At 61.5% G+C, this 16,210-nt stretch carries 17 protein-coding genes and 1 pseudogene; 6 read left to right on the forward strand and 12 right to left on the reverse strand.

Features of this window, described 5'->3' with window-relative positions; all coding sequences use genetic code 11:
- From WS66_RS29990 to hyfB, 4 genes are read right to left on the reverse strand one after another with little or no spacing between them, the layout of a single operon-like run.
- On the reverse strand, window positions 1-1,464 hold the full coding sequence (locus WS66_RS29990; RefSeq protein ID WP_059602505.1) for a hydrogenase 4 subunit F: 1,464 nt from the start codon (window positions 1,462-1,464) through the stop codon (window positions 1-3).
- The gene (locus tag WS66_RS29995; protein WP_059602509.1) at window positions 1,457-2,116 is read right to left on the reverse strand and encodes a hypothetical protein; all 660 of its coding nucleotides are present in this window, start codon (window positions 2,114-2,116) and stop codon (window positions 1,457-1,459) included. Before WS66_RS29995 ends, WS66_RS29990 begins: the two co-directional genes overlap by 8 nt.
- Window positions 2,117-3,067 carry a respiratory chain complex I subunit 1 family protein gene (locus WS66_RS30000; RefSeq protein ID WP_059602511.1) on the reverse strand — a complete coding sequence of 317 codons (951 nt, stop codon included), beginning with the start codon at window positions 3,065-3,067 and terminating at the stop codon, window positions 2,117-2,119.
- Entirely contained in the window at window positions 3,061-5,067 is a 2,007-nt protein-coding gene (hyfB, locus tag WS66_RS30005) for a hydrogenase 4 subunit B (protein ID WP_059602514.1), read from the reverse strand. The genes WS66_RS30000 and hyfB overlap by 7 nt, the downstream gene beginning before the upstream one ends.
- Before the next feature lie 248 nt (window positions 5,068-5,315).
- Here hyfB and WS66_RS30010 point away from each other — a divergent pair, with 248 nt between their 5' ends.
- Both WS66_RS30010 and WS66_RS30015 read left to right on the forward strand, forming a co-directional pair.
- Window positions 5,316-6,083 carry a YoaK family protein gene (locus tag WS66_RS30010; protein ID WP_059602518.1) on the forward strand — a complete coding sequence of 256 codons (768 nt, stop codon included), beginning with the start codon at window positions 5,316-5,318 and terminating at the stop codon, window positions 6,081-6,083.
- A 108-nt stretch (window positions 6,084-6,191) separates the two neighbouring features.
- Window positions 6,192-6,389 carry a ribbon-helix-helix protein, CopG family gene (locus WS66_RS30015; RefSeq protein WP_059602521.1) on the forward strand — a complete coding sequence of 66 codons (198 nt, stop codon included), beginning with the start codon at window positions 6,192-6,194 and terminating at the stop codon, window positions 6,387-6,389.
- A 13-nt stretch (window positions 6,390-6,402) separates the two neighbouring features.
- On the opposite strand, the gene WS66_RS30020 is transcribed toward WS66_RS30015, so the two are convergent.
- On the reverse strand, window positions 6,403-7,239 hold the full coding sequence (locus WS66_RS30020) for a hypothetical protein (protein WP_059602524.1): 837 nt from the start codon (window positions 7,237-7,239) through the stop codon (window positions 6,403-6,405).
- A gap of 94 nt (window positions 7,240-7,333) precedes the next feature.
- Complete coding sequence (locus WS66_RS30025) at window positions 7,334-7,672, reverse strand: alkylphosphonate utilization protein (RefSeq protein ID WP_059602892.1); 339 nt, start codon at window positions 7,670-7,672, stop codon at window positions 7,334-7,336.
- Between the two features lie 205 nt (window positions 7,673-7,877).
- Between WS66_RS30025 and WS66_RS30030 the strand changes: the two genes are divergently transcribed.
- The 4 genes from WS66_RS30030 to WS66_RS30045 all read left to right on the forward strand — a co-directional run bounded on the left by WS66_RS30030 (window position 7,878) and on the right by WS66_RS30045 (window position 10,008).
- Complete coding sequence (locus WS66_RS30030) at window positions 7,878-8,324, forward strand: hypothetical protein (protein ID WP_059602527.1); 447 nt, start codon at window positions 7,878-7,880, stop codon at window positions 8,322-8,324.
- A gap of 290 nt (window positions 8,325-8,614) precedes the next feature.
- On the forward strand, window positions 8,615-8,836 hold the full coding sequence (locus tag WS66_RS30035; RefSeq protein WP_082728952.1) for a hypothetical protein: 222 nt from the start codon (window positions 8,615-8,617) through the stop codon (window positions 8,834-8,836).
- A 173-nt stretch (window positions 8,837-9,009) separates the two neighbouring features.
- Window positions 9,010-9,489 carry a hypothetical protein gene (locus tag WS66_RS34545; RefSeq protein ID WP_236873005.1) on the forward strand — a complete coding sequence of 160 codons (480 nt, stop codon included), beginning with the start codon at window positions 9,010-9,012 and terminating at the stop codon, window positions 9,487-9,489.
- Window positions 9,490-9,585: 96 nt separating this feature from the next.
- On the forward strand, window positions 9,586-10,008 hold the full coding sequence (locus tag WS66_RS30045; RefSeq protein WP_059602530.1) for an ACT domain-containing protein: 423 nt from the start codon (window positions 9,586-9,588) through the stop codon (window positions 10,006-10,008).
- Between the two features lie 510 nt (window positions 10,009-10,518).
- On the opposite strand, the gene WS66_RS33880 is transcribed toward WS66_RS30045, so the two are convergent.
- The 6 genes and pseudogenes from WS66_RS33880 to WS66_RS33890 form a co-directional block, all read right to left on the reverse strand.
- Window positions 10,519-10,887 carry a hypothetical protein gene (locus WS66_RS33880; RefSeq protein ID WP_059602533.1) on the reverse strand — a complete coding sequence of 123 codons (369 nt, stop codon included), beginning with the start codon at window positions 10,885-10,887 and terminating at the stop codon, window positions 10,519-10,521.
- Window positions 10,888-11,020: 133 nt separating this feature from the next.
- A complete protein-coding gene (locus tag WS66_RS30060; RefSeq protein WP_059602537.1) occupies window positions 11,021-12,757 on the reverse strand; it encodes a ShlB/FhaC/HecB family hemolysin secretion/activation protein in 1,737 nt (578 codons plus the stop codon).
- A gap of 117 nt (window positions 12,758-12,874) precedes the next feature.
- A complete protein-coding gene (locus WS66_RS33885) occupies window positions 12,875-13,129 on the reverse strand; it encodes a hypothetical protein (RefSeq protein ID WP_151049276.1) in 255 nt (84 codons plus the stop codon).
- 2 nt (window positions 13,130-13,131) lie between these two features.
- Window positions 13,132-15,279 (reverse strand): annotated as a pseudogene (locus WS66_RS30065) (hemagglutinin repeat-containing protein); the annotation flags it as partial.
- 123 nt (window positions 15,280-15,402) lie between these two features.
- Window positions 15,403-15,654, reverse strand: a complete 252-nt coding sequence (locus WS66_RS30070; RefSeq protein ID WP_082728947.1) for a hypothetical protein — start codon at window positions 15,652-15,654, stop codon at window positions 15,403-15,405.
- The gene (locus tag WS66_RS33890; protein WP_151052487.1) at window positions 15,651-16,199 is read right to left on the reverse strand and encodes a hypothetical protein; all 549 of its coding nucleotides are present in this window, start codon (window positions 16,197-16,199) and stop codon (window positions 15,651-15,653) included. Before WS66_RS33890 ends, WS66_RS30070 begins: the two co-directional genes overlap by 4 nt.
- Between the last annotated feature and the right edge of the window lie 11 nt (window positions 16,200-16,210).

Raw genomic sequence — 16,210 nt, forward strand, 5'->3', positions numbered from 1 at the left:
TTATCCTGCCAGCATCGTTGCCGCCTGACGGTACCACATCGCCAGATAGGGCGGCACGTACAGACCCAGCATCAGGCCGAGCCCCAGATGCACGAACACCGGCAGCAGCGCCGGCCGGTGTTCGAGCGTCGTCGCCGTCGTCGTTTCGCCGAACACCATCCGCTGCACGCGCGCGAAGATCGCCGCGAACGCGACGGCGAGCCCGAGCAGCAGCAACGGCGCGGTCCACGGGAGCACGTTCATCGCCGTCGTCAGGATCAGGAATTCGCTTGCGAACACGCCGAACGGCGGCAGCCCGAGAATGGCAAGCGCGCCAAGCATCAATGCCCAGCCGACCGTCGGGCTGACCTGCAGCAGCCCGCGAATGCCGTCGATCGCCTGCGTGCCGGCCTTTTGCGCGGCATGACCGACCGCGAAGAAGATCGCCGACTTGACGAGGGAATGGACCGTCATGTGCAGCAATCCGGCGAACGTCGCGATCGGGCCGCCGAGCCCGAACGCGAACGTCATCAAGCCCATATGCTCGATCGACGAGTACGAGAACAGGCGCTTCACGTCCTTCTGCCGGAACAGCGAGAACGACGCGATCAGGACCGACACGAGCCCGAACCCGACCAGCAACCGCCCCGGCAGGCCGTTGCCGAGCGCGCCGTCGGCCAGCACCTTGCAGCGCAGCACCGCATACAGCGCGACATTCAGCAGCAGGCCTGACAGCACCGCCGAAATCGGCGTCGGACCTTCGGCGTGCGCGTCCGGCAGCCAGCTATGCATCGGCACGAGGCCGACCTTGGTGCCGTAGCCGACCAGCAGAAACACGAAGGCGATCGACATGATCGTCGGATCGAGCTGCGTCCTGATCGCGGCCAGGCTCGTCCACAGCAGCGCGTCACCGTCGGTCAGTTGCCGGCTCGCGGCAAGATACAGCAGGATCGTGCCGAACAGCGCCTGGGCGATGCCGACGCCGCACAGGATGAAGTATTTCCATGCGGCTTCGAGGCTCGCGGCGGTGCGGTAGACACTGACGAGCAACACGGTGGCGAGCGTTGCGGCTTCCATCGCGACCCACAGCACGCCGACGTTGTCGGTCAGCAGCGCGAGCAGCATCGCGAACATGAAGAGCTGATACATGCTGTGATAGAGCCGCATGCGCGCGGCGGTCATCCTGCCGCGGGCTTCCTCGATCTGCATGTAGGGCCGGGAAAACAGCGATGTCGTCCAGCCGACGAACGCCGTGAGCGCCACGAGATAGACATTGAGCGGATCGACGAAAAACGCGCGTCCGAATGCGAACGACGGACCGTGCTCGACGGTGCGCGCGGCAAGCACCAGCGTTGCCGCGAACGTCAGGAAGCTGAAGCCGATGTTCAGATGGCGCGCGACCCGGCTCGGCCGCACGCAGGCAAGGCACGCTGCTCCCGCGAGCGGCAGGCCGAGCACGGCGAGCACGACGTGGGCGTCATTCATCTTTGAGTTTCTCGAGGTGATGGATGTCCAGGCTGTCGAACTGCTCGCGAATCTGGAACATGAAGATGCCCAGGATCAGGATGCCGATCAGCACGTCGAGCCCGATGCCGAGCTCGACGATCATCGGCATGCCGTTGGTCGCGGCAGCCGCCGCGAAGAACAGCCCGTTTTCCATCGACAGGAAGCCGATCACCTGAGGAATGGCCTTCGCGCGCGTGATCATCGCCATGAACGACAGCAGCACGCATGCGAGCGCAATGCCGAGCGTGCCGCGTGCGACCGATGTCGCGAGCTGGCTGATCGGTGCCGCGACATTGAACGCGATGATGACGAGCACGATGCCGATCAGCAGCGTGGTCGGGATATTGATGAGCGGCTCGACGTCGGTCTTGACGTCGAGCCTGCGAACGAGCCGATACAGGAACCACGGGATCACGCCGACCTTCAGCACGAGCGTCAGTCCGGCCGACACGTAGAGGTGCACGTCGTCCGTGACGAAGCCGAGGATCAGGTTCGCCGACACGAGCGCGACACCCTGCAGCGTATAGAGATGGATCAGGGACAGGATCCTGCGCTGGCTCAGCATCGCGAACGACAGCATCAGCAGCACGGCCGCGAGGAAATTGATCAGTTGTGTCGCGTAGGCGTGCATTCATGCTCCCAGCAGCAGATGGACGAGCATGCCGATCACGGCCAGCAGGAAGGCGGTCGCCAGGAATTCCGGTACCCGGAAGATGCGCATCTTCGCGTTGGCCGTTTCGACCACGGCGAGCGTGACGCCGCCTGCCGCCAGTTTGACGAAGAGCACTGGCACGGCCAGCAGCAGCGCAACCGGATCGCCCGCATTCGCGATGCCCCACGGCACGAACAACGCGAGACCGATGCACGAATACGCGAACAGCTTGAGGCTTGCCGCCCACTCCATCAAGGCAAGGTGCCGTCCCGAATATTCAAGGATCAGCGCCTCGTGGATCATCGTGAGCTCGAGGTGAGTGGTCGGATTGTCGACCGGCAGCCGCGCATTTTCGGCCAGCGCGACCAGTGTGAACGCGATGCCGGCGAACGCCAGGCTCGGATAGATCGTGAGCTCGCCACGGCCGAGTGTCGAGACGATGCTCGTCAGCAGCGTCGACTGCGTAATCAGCGAGGCCGACAGGAGCACCATCAGCAGTGCCGGCTCCGCGAGGAAGCCGATCAGCATTTCGCGGCGCGCGCCGAGCGTGCCGAACGCCGTGCCGATGTCCATCGCCGCGAGCGACAGCGTGACGCGCGCGAGCGCAAACAGGCCGACGAGCGCGATTGCATCGGCGGCGGGCGAGAGCGGTAACTCCGTCGACAGGGTTGGCACGATCGCGCACGCGAGCGTCATGGCGGCCCAGACGACATAGGGCGCGCCGCGGAACACGGCGCTTGCGCCGTGCGCGATGACCGATTCCTTGTTGAACAGCTTGTGGAGCATCCGGTACGGTTGCCAGATGGACGGCGCACGCCGGTTCTGAAGCCAGGCGCGGCATTGGTTGACCCAGCCCGTGAGCAACGGCGCGGCCGCGATCGCTATCACGATTTCGAGAGTCTGCGAGATGACGCCGGACAGGGTTACCATCGTCTCACCAGCATCAGAAGCACGATCAGCACGACGAAACTGTATGTCAGATAAACCGCGATCTTGCCCGTCTGCAGGCGGCCCACCAAGTCGGCGGTGCGTTGCGTCAGTGCCGCGATGCGCAAGTAGAGCGCGGACCAGGTGCGATCGGTCACCGACACCCGGTAGGCCGGCTGTGCGTCGAATGGCGACGGCAATTGCCGCTCGATGTGCAGCAGCGGTGCGAAGATTTCGCGGATCGGCTGCCCGAATCCTTCCGCCGTATCCTGCATTCGCGCGGTCGTGAACGGGAAGCCGCAGCCCCACGGCGCCGCGCGTCGCAGCCGGCCGTGATAAAAACGCCGCACCAGCACCCACGCGAGTCCGCAGCATGCGATGAAGAACAACATGAAAGCAGCCGGCATGTAGCTCGCGCGAGCGGCCGACACGGGCGCGAACAGCAGCCAGCCGTGATTTTCCGCGCCGACGCCGGCGCCGACCAGCGTGTGCGTGACGCGATCCAGCAGCTTGACGAACTGCGCTGGCATCAGCCCGAGCAGCACGCTGGCGGTCGCGAACCAGCAGAACGCCAGCCGTTCCCACGTGTTCGCATCGCGGGCGCGGTTCAGTTTCGCTTCTCTCGGTTGCCCGAGGAACACGATGCCGAAGAACTTGACCATCGTGTAGCCGGCCAGCGCGGCCGACATGGCGATCAGCGCGGCGGCGATCGGCACCGTCATGGCGAGCACCGAATCCGGCAAGCCTGGCGCGAACAGGAAACTCTGCAGCAACAGCCATTCGGCCGCGAAACCGCTGAGCGGAGGCAAGCCCGCGCTCGCCGCGACACCCGCGAGCACCGCCCATGCGGTCCAGGGCATGAAGCGAATCAGTCCGCCGAGCTTGCCGAGGTTGCGCTCGCCGGTGGCGTGGAGGACGGCGCCCGTACCCAGGAACAGCAAGCTCTTGAATGCGGCATGCGCGACGATCTGGTAGAGCATCGCGGTCAGTGCGAGCGCGGACAGGCTCGGCATCCCGTATGCGCGAAACAGCACGGCAAGACCGAGTGCGACGATCATCAGGCCGACGTTGTCGATCGACGAATAGGCGAGCAAGCGCTTCATGTCGGTCTGGATGGTGCTGAACACCACCCCCAGCAGCGCGGTGCTGATGCCCAGCACGAGGAGCAGCACGCCCCACCATGCGATCTGCACGTGCAACAGGTCGAACAGGGTGCGCAGCAGGCCATACAGGCCGACTTTCAGCACGAATCCGCTGAGGAGCGCCGAAACCGGCGACGGTGCCGCGGGATGGGCCTCCGGCAGCCACACGTGCAGCGGGAAGATCCCTGCCTTCGCGCCGAACCCGACAAGTGCGAACAGGAAGGCGAACGACGCGGAGAAGGTATCCAGCGACTGCGCGCGCAGGTTGGCGAAGGTGTAGTCGCCGGTGCGCGCCTGCAGAATGCCGAAGCAGAGCAGCAGCGCGAGCGCGCCGACGTGCGAGATCAGAAAATAGAGATATCCCGCCCGGCGGATCTCGCCGATCCGGTGGTTGGTCATCACGAGAAACGTCGCGGATAGCGTCAGCGTCTCCCAGGCGACCATGAAAACGTATGCGTCGTCTGCGATCAACACCAGTGCGATGCTTGCGACGCAGACGTGGTATTCGAAGCAGATCAACCCGGGCGCGGATCCTTCACCCTTGCGGAAATAGCCGGCTGAAAAGGCGCCGATCCCCGTGCTGACGAGGCCGAGCACGAACAGGAAATAGCCGGACAAGCGATCGAGACGCAGATGAAAGGGCAGGCCGGGAAGCCCGATCGGCAGCACCGCCACAGACGGTTCGGCAAAGATGCCGGCGAGGCCCGCCGCGCCGGCGAGCAGTCCGACCAATGCGCCGAGCGGAAAGAGGCCGTGGGCCACCAGTCGCGTGCGACGCAGCGCCCCGAGCCCCAGCGTGCCGACCGCGAGCCACGCGGCCACGGCCAGCAGGACGAAATGGACGACCGGCATGGGTGCCATCCGGAATGTCTCCAGTACGCTCGGGTTGGACGACGTGGTTGGAATGGCCGCATCTCCCGCGACGTATTCCTGCCCGCATTATGACACCGAAAGGCCAATCCCGATAACGAGGTATGATAATGGCGTTATCATTAAAGTCTCATGAATCCTCGGATGGAACGGGCGCGCGTGGCGGTTTGTCGCGGCGCTCCGGGTTCCGCCCAGGGCGTCGTTGTCCCCCCCGATCCGGGCGAATGAGGGAAGATCCTATGCCTGCGCAGTACTTCCGAGGCCTGACGGGAAAACACCGTAGCGCGGCCGCGAACCGCCAGCTTGGGTTTTCGCTTGCCTTTGTTGCCGGAGCAACCAATGCCGGCGGTTTCCTCGCGGTCAAGCAATACACGTCCCACATGAGCGGGATCGTGTCGGCGATTGCGGATCAGACGGCGCTTGGCGACGTCCGGCTCGTGCTGGCCGGCGTTGGTTCGCTCGTGTCGTTTCTGGTTGGCGCCGGCTGCTCGGCGGTGCTCGTCAACTGGGGGCGCCGCCGCGGCCTGCAGAGTCAGTATGTACTGCCGTTGCTGGTGGAAGCCGCGCTGCTGCTCCTGTTCGGGCTGCTCGGCAGCCATCTCGCGCTGTGGGAAGCGTTCTTCATGCCGGTCACGGTCATCTTGCTGTGCTTCATCATGGGACTGCAAAACGCGATGATCACAAAGCTGTCGGGGGCGGAAATCCGTACGACGCACATGACGGGCATCGTGACGGACCTCGGCATCGAACTCGGCAAACTCTTTTACTGGAATCGCTCGAATGCAGACATGCACGCGCATGCGGTGATCGCAAACCGCGCGAAGCTCAGGATTCACGGAACGATGCTGGCGTCGTTTTTTGTCGGCGGGCTGGCCGGCGCAATCGGCTTCAAGCATGTCGGCTACGTGTCGACCGTGCCGCTTGCCGCAGCGCTCGTCACGCTGGCGATCGTGCCCGTTGTCGACGACGTGCTTGAATATCTCTATCGGCTTGACCGCAGGTCGTGAGCCGGTCGCCGAGCCGGATCAACGCGCGTGTGCCGCATGTTCTCCGGTGCTGTAGGCAAGGGCCGGTGCATTATAATTCGATTAGCATATTTGCCGACTCTATCTGCAATGGAAACGAAAACCGCACGCTTGACCATCCTGATCGATCCCGCCAAGAAAGAAGCGTTCGACATGCTCTGCGCGGAGCAGGACCTGACGCCGTCGCAAGTCGTGCGGCAGTTGATCCGCGAGTATCTCGAGCAACACGGCGTGAGCTACAGGACGAAGAGCGCGCTCGGCAAGCGGGTGAAGCGAAACGCGGGCTGAGCTCGCAAGCCGTCTAGGCGTCGATTTCCCAGTGTGCATGCCCCTGCGCATGCCAGGTCAACCGCTTTGGATCGAGGCGTTCTCCCTCTTTCATGCGCCGAGCGGTTGACGACAGCTTGAGTTCGCCGGCAAACGCGAACGAGAGCGCGCGTTCGAACAGAACTTGCCTCGATGGCAAACGAAGCGACCCTTTCCAGGCGAAGGCGACGAAATTGCTGTCGTCGTCGCATCGGACAACCGCATACGAAGGGCCGAACACGGAGCCCAGGCGCTCGATGTGAGCGGGCAGCGACGGGTCGTCGTCCGCCAGATTGATCGCGAGCACTCCGGAACCGCTCAATCGCTCGCGACAGCCGGTAAAGAACGCGATATCCGCACACCGGCTCGGCATGCCGTCCGCGACGAAGGCATCCAGCAGGATCACGTCGGTCTGGACATCCTCCCGTGTCACGTACTCCGCGCCATCTGCACAGATCACCTTGAATCGAGCGTCGTCTGCCGGAATCCTGAACACGTCGCGTAGTGCGATCACTTCCGGATTGATTTCGACCGCGTCGATGGTCACGCAGGGCAGATGCCGATAGCAGTACTTTGCCAAGGAGCCGCCCCCGAGCCCGATCATGCACATATGTTCGGCGGCCGGGTGCAGCAGCAGACAACCCATCATGGTTCGCGTATAGCCGAGCGCCAGTTTGTCGGGCGTGCGCAGCGACATGAAGCTTTGGGTAGCCTGGTGATCGAAGTGCAGCGAGATTGCGTGCTGCGTCTCCAAAACGTACGGTCGTCCGTCATGCAGCGGGGTCGACAGAAATTCGACGAACGCATCGTAGGATGTTCGGTCATGCTCCATGCTCGATCGATCCGAGTAGTCAAGTTGTAGGTGGGGGTGGCGCCTGCAGCGAACAGCAACGACAAGCGGGTTCGCCGTCGGTGGGCGTACGACGTCACATTTTCTTGAGACAGCACGCGTTGAGCAGTAAGCCGCCCATGTCGGTCTTGCAATCGACTTCGCGATCTCCGTCGACGAGACAGATGCCCTTGTCCTCAGTGCCCGTCTCCAGCGTGATCGACGAACCCTTCACGCGCAAGTCCTTGATCAGCCCGACCGAATCGCCGTCCGACGGCACGATGGCGTTCATGTCCTTGACCGCCAGCTCGACCGATTCGTCAGTGGATTCGGCGCCGGCCGCCCATTCGTGATCGTAGTCCACGCACAGGGGTAGCGCGCCGTCCGGGTCTGTGTCCTGCATCGCGCGCTGCGGGCAGGCCGGGGCAGGGTTCATTGCGACTTTCATTTGGCAGATTCGGGCCGTCAGGGGAAAACGGGCGTGCACTTTCATCACCGAGGTTGCCATCGTGCCGTCGGCTCGCTCAGTGTAATAATGCACACGGTATTATAATGCCATACACATTTGCTTGTTGCTGCATTATAATCAAATCTTGCCGCCGATCGCCGGAGTTGGGGGCGGATTCGCGGAGGTAGTCGACATGTTCGATCTGGATGGGATGCTACTGCTGCCCGATCGGCGGTCCGTATTCCTGTCGGAGGTCGCGGGAAGCCGGGGGCTTATCGTTGTGGGCGTCGGACGTGGTGGCGAGCGAGGCTTCCAGATGGTCCACCGCTTCCATGAGGCGGCTGAACGGCTCGCGGCCGCCGGTATCCATCTGGCCTTCGTTTATCCCAGGGAATCGGCTCGGCACGTGATGGATCCGATCTCAGTGGCCAGTGCGCGGTTCCGGCACCACCCGAGTCTGCTTCTCGATGCAGATGGCTGCTGTTTTGCGCTGGGCGTGCCTCCTCGATTGCTCAATGCCGTGTATCTGAGCAGCGAGATGAAGCGTCTCGCCGGTTTCGAAACGGACGTGCGCGACGCGGCATGGGAAATCGAGTTGCATGCGTTTCTGATGGCCTGCCAGGTCGCCCCGTCCCACTGAATACCAGTGGCCTGTCTCACGGCACGCGCGAAGAACATGGAAACTGTCGTCTATTTTGCGTGCCACTTGTCGATCTCCCTTCATGCGTGCGGCTTCCTCGGTCGGGGGCGCCGCAAGACGTTCGTCGCGGAAACCGAGCACCTCGTCTCACTGGACTTTGGCGGTCGTGGCATGTCTCAGTACGCATCGAGGTCGGCGTCAGTTGCGACGGGCACGCCTGAGGGCGTGCCTTGCCATTCGAGTTCCAGACATACATCACCCTTGACCATGATCAAATCTTTGGAGACGCCATGAGCGATAAGGAAACTTCAACGGTTCCGACTCTTTCGACATCCGCGATCTGGGCGCTCGAGCGCCTTGCCGATATTCGTTATGGTCGCGATACGCCCGCGCTTGGCTGGTCCATTACCCGAGAGCTCATCGGCGCTGGATTCGTGCGCTATCCGACGAACGGTCGCGGAAGCGTTTCGATTACGGCAGCCGGGCAGACGTTCCTGAAAAATCGGAAGTAGTTCTTATCGACATCGCTCAGGAATCGCACGGTCGCGTTGATTCAAACATCGTTCATGTTGTGGGCGGTTGCGTCTGATATGAAAGGCGCCAACGCGGAAGTACGCGACTGCGGATTGCTGTCGCGCGCGAAGATGAAGAAACGTATCGCTGCGGACATGACAAAGGGCTGAGCGTGCTTTCCTTCCTGCGGTCCCTTTTTGCTCGGCGCAAATTTCGCCGGCTTCCCGTGGTTCGTTTTCAATCCAGGCCGATCGATCTCGGCATCGACGGGGCTCCGTATTCGGGCTGGGAAGTCGCGATCCTGGAGGCGTCCGGCGGTACCGTCGGCACGGCGACGTACAGTCTGGCACCTCGAATCGATCGGGTATTCGTCCATCGACTGGAAATTCTCGCGTCGATGAGACGCCGCGGCTATGGTCTCGCCTTCCTGTCGTATCTGCATCGAACGTATCAGTTGCCTATTACTGTGGTCGACGAACTGCCGGATGGCCGACCGTTCTGGCTCGCCGCGAGAACCTTTCAATCCGGAACATTGCGGGTAACGTCCGGGAAATCATCCGATGAGTTCCGCGACGAACTGCTTCAATGGCGGCATCGGCAGGCGGTCATGCTCGGGCTGCGCCCCCAGTCGAAGAAAACATCGGATTCCTAGGGAAACCTGCATGCCGCCCCTCGCGTAAACGGACTTGCTTGCCGCTCATGCGCGACATAGATTGTCTTCATCGAGGTCCGATTTTCTGGAGGTGCCATGCAACTATTCGTCGAACGTGTCGACGTTTGGGCGGCCACCATCGAGGACAAGCCGGGCGGTCTTGCGCATGTGTTGAACGCGTTGCGGGATGCTGGCGCTGATTTGCAATTCGTTGTCGCCCGACGCACGCCCGAAGCACCAGGCAAGGGGGTCGTGTTTGTCGCGCCGCTACAGGAAGACAAGGAGATCCGTGCAGCCACGCAGGCGGGATTCAATGCCACCTCGGGCCTGTGCTCCATCCGTGTGATGGGACTGGATCAAGCAGGGATCATCGCAGAGCTGACCCAGCAACTGTCGGACGGCGGGATCAATCTCCGCGGCGTATCCGCTGCCGTGCTCGGCTCGCAGTTCATTGCTTATCTCGCGCTCGACTCGCAGGCCGACGCCGATAGGGCGATGGACATTTTGCAAAGGGCTTGACCAGCCGTTGTTGTCCCGTGTCTTTGCGTGCCTTCGCGCTTCGTCGTGCCATGTGCGGCAAGTACGGTGCGAGGGCAGGTGGATTGAATAGCTCGACGGTAATCGTTCACAGTTGAGTTTGGATGGAAAATAGATGCGTTGTGATAAGAATACTTATCCCGACAACGTCGATGCGAATGAATGTCGCTGTTGAACTCGCCGCCTGGCAGAGGGTCGGCCGGGATTCGTGAAATTTTCGCCAAAAAATCCATAACCCAATGATTTGACGAATAGATTCTGAATCCCTGCCAACCTGGGAGAGCAGTGTTTCACCTGACGAACTTACCCTTTGCGTGCTTCGAATGCCTGATCAAACTGCCGAGCCCGCTGTACTTCGTCGCTGTGAAGGTAGGTCGACGTCGTCGAGATCGAAGCATGCCGCAGGTTATCGGTCTAGTTCTGTCTGGCTTAACTTCGGAAAGGATTACCTCGCTGACGGCTCCGCCATGCGTTGGCGTTGTGCGGCCTCCTTTACACGTCGCCGCGCGCCGCAGTCTCGCGGAAGCGGCCAAACGGATCGTGCAACGGCACCGATTGGTGCTGCATCGGGGTGGCGTCCCGGTAACGCAACAGCGCTGCCACTGCGCGCGCCGCAACCGAATACCCGAGTCCAAGCGCTCGTTCGGCCTCACGGTACGTCACGCCGTCCACCAGTACCGCGCGCGCCAGCACGAGGCCCCGCGCTGAAATCGGTCTGCCTCCGCGGCTGGGCCGTTGACGGGCAGCCACGGCCAAGGTGTCGAACTCGGCGGGCGTAAGCCGCGGCAAGTCTGCGTACGGCCGCTCGGTCGCGTCCTGAATCCCGCGCTGGTGATGTGGCTGCTGCCGCAGCGTGGGCAACGCGGACGCGGTTCGTGGCTTGCCGACAGGATGGTAGCGACCTGAGCGTTCAGGAACGCCGTCAGTTCCTTGCCCTCTCTCGTGTCGTCGGGGCGGCGAAGCACTGGACGGCTTGAACTCGAGTGCACTCTCATCAGAACTGGGCCGTCAGCTGAAACCCGAGAGTCACGCGAGCGGTCGGAAAGCCGGACGGCTTGTACACCGGCGTGCCGGCGAACAGGTCGTAGCCATAACCGCCGAAGCGTGTCGCGACGCTGCCCTTGACGCCGATCACCGCGCCGGCCAGTTGTGTGCCGACCAGCGCGACTGGCTGCGGGCCCCACACGCGCCCGTAGTCGAGGCCTGCGTAGGCCGCCAGCCCCGTCTGTCCGATCGGCGCCTGCAGCTCGTTGCGCCAGTAGAAGCCGCGTGCTGCGGCGAGCATCGTCTCGCCGTCGAAGCCGCGCACGGTGTAGCGGCTGCCGATCGTCAGGTCGTCGATGTAGTACAGCGTGTTGCCGGTGTACTGGCCGTGAAATGTCGTGACGTACCGAAACGGCTGCTGTGCGATCGCGAACGGCACCGACAGGTTCGCGTCGAACACCGCCATCTTGTAGCGGTAGGTCGGGCCTCCCTCAGCCGCCAGACTGTCGTCCTGCGCGCCGAAGGCGCCGATCCCTTGCCGGTACGCGAGTGTGCCGTCGAACTGCGCGTTGCCGAAGTAGTGCCGATCGGTCAGGCCGAACTCGACGAACGTGTTGTTGCGGCGCTGCTGCGGGATTTCGGTGTCTTCGATGAAGCTCTGGCCGAAGCGGCGCGAGAGCCGGAACTGCGCGCCGAACACGTTGTTCTGGCTGCGCGACAGCACACGATTCAGCTTGAAATCGACGGTCTTCGAGTTGCCGCTTGCGATGAACGTCTGGTTCACGCCGGCGATCTGCTGGTAGTACGTGTTCGTGTACGCGGAAAGCGTCGCAGTCCAGTAGCCCCACGGGATCGAATAGAAGCCGTTCCAGCCGTGCGAGCCGAGGCGCTTGTCCCCGAATTCGAGATCCTGGCTCACGCCGATGTTGAAGATGTCGTTCAACCCCAAGGGATTGTCGATGCCGAGCGACAGGTTGCCCTGTAGCCGGCCGGTCGCGCGCGTGCCCGAGTTGTCGATCGACGCGACTACTGTCCAGGGCTTGCCGCGCTTCACGTCGAGCACGACGTTGCTCTCGCCCGGCGTGTCAGCGGGGACGATCTGCATCGACACGTCCTGGCTCGACACGCGCTTCATCTGCTCGAGACCCTGCTCGAGGTCGCGCAGGTTCAACAGCTCGCCGTCGCGGGTCGGGAAGGCGGTTTTCCAGGTGCCGCGCAGCTTCTCGTCGGCGAAGCGCACGTGGCGAATCACGCCGGGGATCAGCGACAATTTCAGGGTGCCGGTCGACAGATCCTGTTCAGGCAGCAGCACGCGCGTCGTGACGTAGCCGCGCGCGAGGATCGCCTGCGACAGGCCCTTGACGAGGACGTCGAGGCCCTGTTTGCCGACGCACTGGCCAACGTAGTGGTCAATCCATTCGCGCGCGAAGGCGAAGCGGTCCATCGGCAATGCCGACGCACCTTGCGCTTTCACGGAAGCGGGCAGCGCGTCGGGCACGTCGAGCGAGAAATGATCGACGCGAAAGCAGGGCGACTCCGACGGCAGTGCCGGATACCCAGCACTCGCCGTCACGCCCGAACGCACCCCGGGCGCGGAGACCGCTCGTTCGCGCTCGCGCGCCTCTTCCTGCTGTCGGGTTTGCTGATCGTTGCCCGGAATGATCAAGCGGGGAGCTTCCTGCGCCGACACACTGGCCGCAATAAACAGCAGTGCGGCGGCTGGATTCCCCCGGCGAATGGTTCTCATGTATTTTTATAAACTTGATTGTGAATGTCGACTACGTCACGCGCTTATTGGAATTTCAGGGTGTTACTTCCGCTTGACCTGATCTACACGCAGAACCCATCACCTCCGTTCTCCGTGCTACAACATTGCAAGAAGGTATGATCTCCCGAAGGTGAAGGCAGCAGCAAGGCCGACGCTCACTAACGCTCCAATCGTACTGAGTGCAGCCGGTTCGTTGTAAGCGAACCATGCAAACAGAAGTGGTGCCATGACCATCGTTGATTTTAACCAGTATAAAAATTTCGCTCTAAACGAATCCTCCAGATTTCTTCCAAAAAGAAAAAATGTAATTAGCAAGACTGCGAGAGCAATTATTACCGTGCCAACTTCCATCGTCATTTCCTCGGCCCCTTAATTTGATCCCAGGTATTTCTTATCCCCCACCAAGGGTTGGTGGATGGATCGAAAAATGGGTCCACCGATTGCGATAGTCCAGTCGCATTACCCAACGGAACACCAATTTGTTTTCCAGCGACAATCGTTCCCGTCTTGGTCACGAAAAGAACGGCAGACTGCATTAGCGAATTTGTGCCGCCCGCCCATGTACCCAAAGCTTGCCCGTATATTCCGCCCAGTGCTCCCCCATAAAATCCACCGATAGTTTCAGCGGTTGTCAAGGGCTTCCCTGACAAAAAACTCAACCCGAGCGTTGTTGCCAATCCAGAAGCTGCCGCTTTACAAGCAGCGCCTCCCGATACCAAACAGGCAGTGACAGCAATCGCCGCCTTTCCGGTGCGCTCGTAAGCGAGATTCTGATTACGTAATTCTGCATCGGTCAGTCCGGTTCCGAGCTGCTGCTGTCCGGCATTATACGTGTCCTGATTTGGTTTGATGTACTGGCTGTTGTAATCGTGATTTGTATACTGGGAATCGTTCTTGTAGCTGTCGCAATTCAGGTTCTGGCATCCTACGATGCTTCGAATTTCCCAATCGTGCTTTCCACCAGACGCCTCTGCTGTCTGCTCGTCCGAATTACGCAGTATTTCAGCCACGATTCGCCCCTCGGCTTCCTGCACGCTTATCCCAAGCTTCTCTGCTACGATCTTCGCGTCCTTCTTTGCCCTCGCATATTCATCCGGATGCAACTGCCGATTGAACCGGTCAACGTTGTACCCCGAGAACGCCCCCGATTCACCGCCCACGACAGCGCCGGCCCCCGTCGCAAGCGCGTTCGCCACGATGTTGCCCAGCGCCTGATTCATGTTGGCGTTGCCGGTCGGATCGCTGACCGCGATCGCGCTGCTGAGCTCGTTCAGCTTGCCGGACGCGATCGACGCAATCGCTGCGCCGGCTGCGCCGCCAACCGCATTGCCGCCAGCCAGTCCCGTCACCAGCGCCGCGCCAGCACCTTGCATCAGCGCGCGGTTCGCTCCGCCTTCTTTCCACGCATCGACGCCTGCCTGGTCACCGTTGGCCGCCGCGTCCTTCATCATCTTGTCCGCGTAGTCCCCGATCCGGCGAGACACCGCCTCACCGGCCGCGCTCGCCGCTGCCATCATGTCCGCCTGTTTGGCCAGCAGATTCTGCATGTCGGGCAGTTTGGCAACCGTACCATTCGTGTTCGTCGTATCGCGGTTCAAGCTCGCCACATCCTGCTTCTGGTTCGCCGAATCCGTGATCGTGATCGTTCCGGCGCTGACGCCGCTCTTCGTCGTCGCACTGTCGCTGCCGCTGTCGTTCTGGCCAAGCATGGGCGCGGCACCACCGGCATTCTTGCCCGACGTGCTGCCGTGCGTGCTGTAGTTCATCCCGCCGTCGCCGGTCGTCGCGCCCGCGCTGAAGCCGCTCGAGCTCGCGTCGTAGTGCGACTGGTTCTGGATGTCGGAGTAGGAGAGGGAACCCGTCGTCAGCGAATTCTTCGACGCATCGGCGGCGCTCGCAATCAGCCCGCCTTTCAGGTCGGTATTGCCGGTGACGTTGATATTGAAGCCGCCGTCACCCGCCTGAATCCCGGCTTGTTCATTAACGCCCGCATAACTGCCCGACGCATTGCCCTTGCTCTGGCTGAAGCTCGCACTGGCGCCGCCCTGACTGATGCTGAAGCCGCCGCCAGAACTCGACTGATGCGCCGCGCTCGACATCGTATCCTGCACACTCGCGATGTTCAGATTCCCGCCCACATCGGCGTTCACCTGATTGCCCTTCACATTCGAGCCGATGATATTCGTATCGCCGCCCGAGATGATCGTCACGCCGTTTGCCGCATTCACATGACTGTTGTTCTGCGTGGCCAGATCGCTGTTGCCGTCGCCGTTGGCCTTCGACATCGCAGCGGAAACACCGAACCCACCCGTGCCAACCGACACGCCCACGCTCGCGCTCTTCGATTCATTCGTGCTGCGCGTCGAATCGGTATCCGTCGTATTGACGATATTGACCTGATTTTTTGCCGCCAGAATCACGTCGTTTGCGTTCACGTTAGAGCCGGCGATCGTCATATTGCCGCTGCCCGGCTTACCGTTGCCGGTCGCCGCAAACGCGGCTGTTCGAAGAGTGGTTTTCATAACGGATTTCGTCGCCGCTTTTAACGGACGTAGTCGAGTTCTAATTCAGTTTCGATTGAAACTAACAACGGACCCGGCATATTGCCGGGCCCGTTTTTAAGACTACCGACCTGATCTCTTCTTTTCAGTGAACCAAGTCACCGTGCCCGCGAAAAAACTGAACACAACTACAAACACAGCCATTCGCTCGACTCGATTCCACGTTGGCAATTGATATGGAATGTCGTGAAACAACCATTGCAATGGAGGACCGGCGGCAAGTTCTGAGATGGAAACGCCAATTCCCATAATAGTGAGCCAAAGCAACACGTTGTATACCCAGCGAAACCATTCAAAGCTGGTCTTGGGACTCATTTCTTTGCAGCTCCGTCAAGCCCGTTCTGTACCGTTGCGCCTGCTTTCTCTTGCACCACACCTCCCAAAATACCGGCCGCCCACGATGGAATCATACTCGGCGGAACATATTTCGATATCCCCAAGCCAAGGTTCTGCCATTCCTGTCGATACCATGGATTGAGGAATTTATTCAAACCAGACTCAGCTCCCGCACCCAGGGGATACCCAAACGCCGTTCCCACAGCAGCCCCCGCCATCGCCGAATTCGGGTTTTGCCCTTGCATAGCCGAACCCGTCAGCGCACTACCAACTCCCGTCATGAACACCGGAACAAATTTCATCCCCGTGGAAGCTGCACCCGTCGCGCCCGCCAACGCAAAGCTCGTCCAGTCAAACGGCTGATTGCCCATCAGTTGGACACCTCCATTAGCCCCCAATCCGAGCAGCCCGCCTACGCTCACCATTCCTGCCGACGCGAGCGGACCACCTGTTACCAAACCGAGTCCGATCTTGTGCTCGCCGGTCTGCACCGCACCGAGATCCCAGTTGCCGCCGACGTTCATGCGGAGATTGC

Source organism: Burkholderia sp. LA-2-3-30-S1-D2, from assembly GCF_001523915.2.
GTDB lineage: Bacteria > Pseudomonadota > Gammaproteobacteria > Burkholderiales > Burkholderiaceae > Burkholderia > Burkholderia diffusa.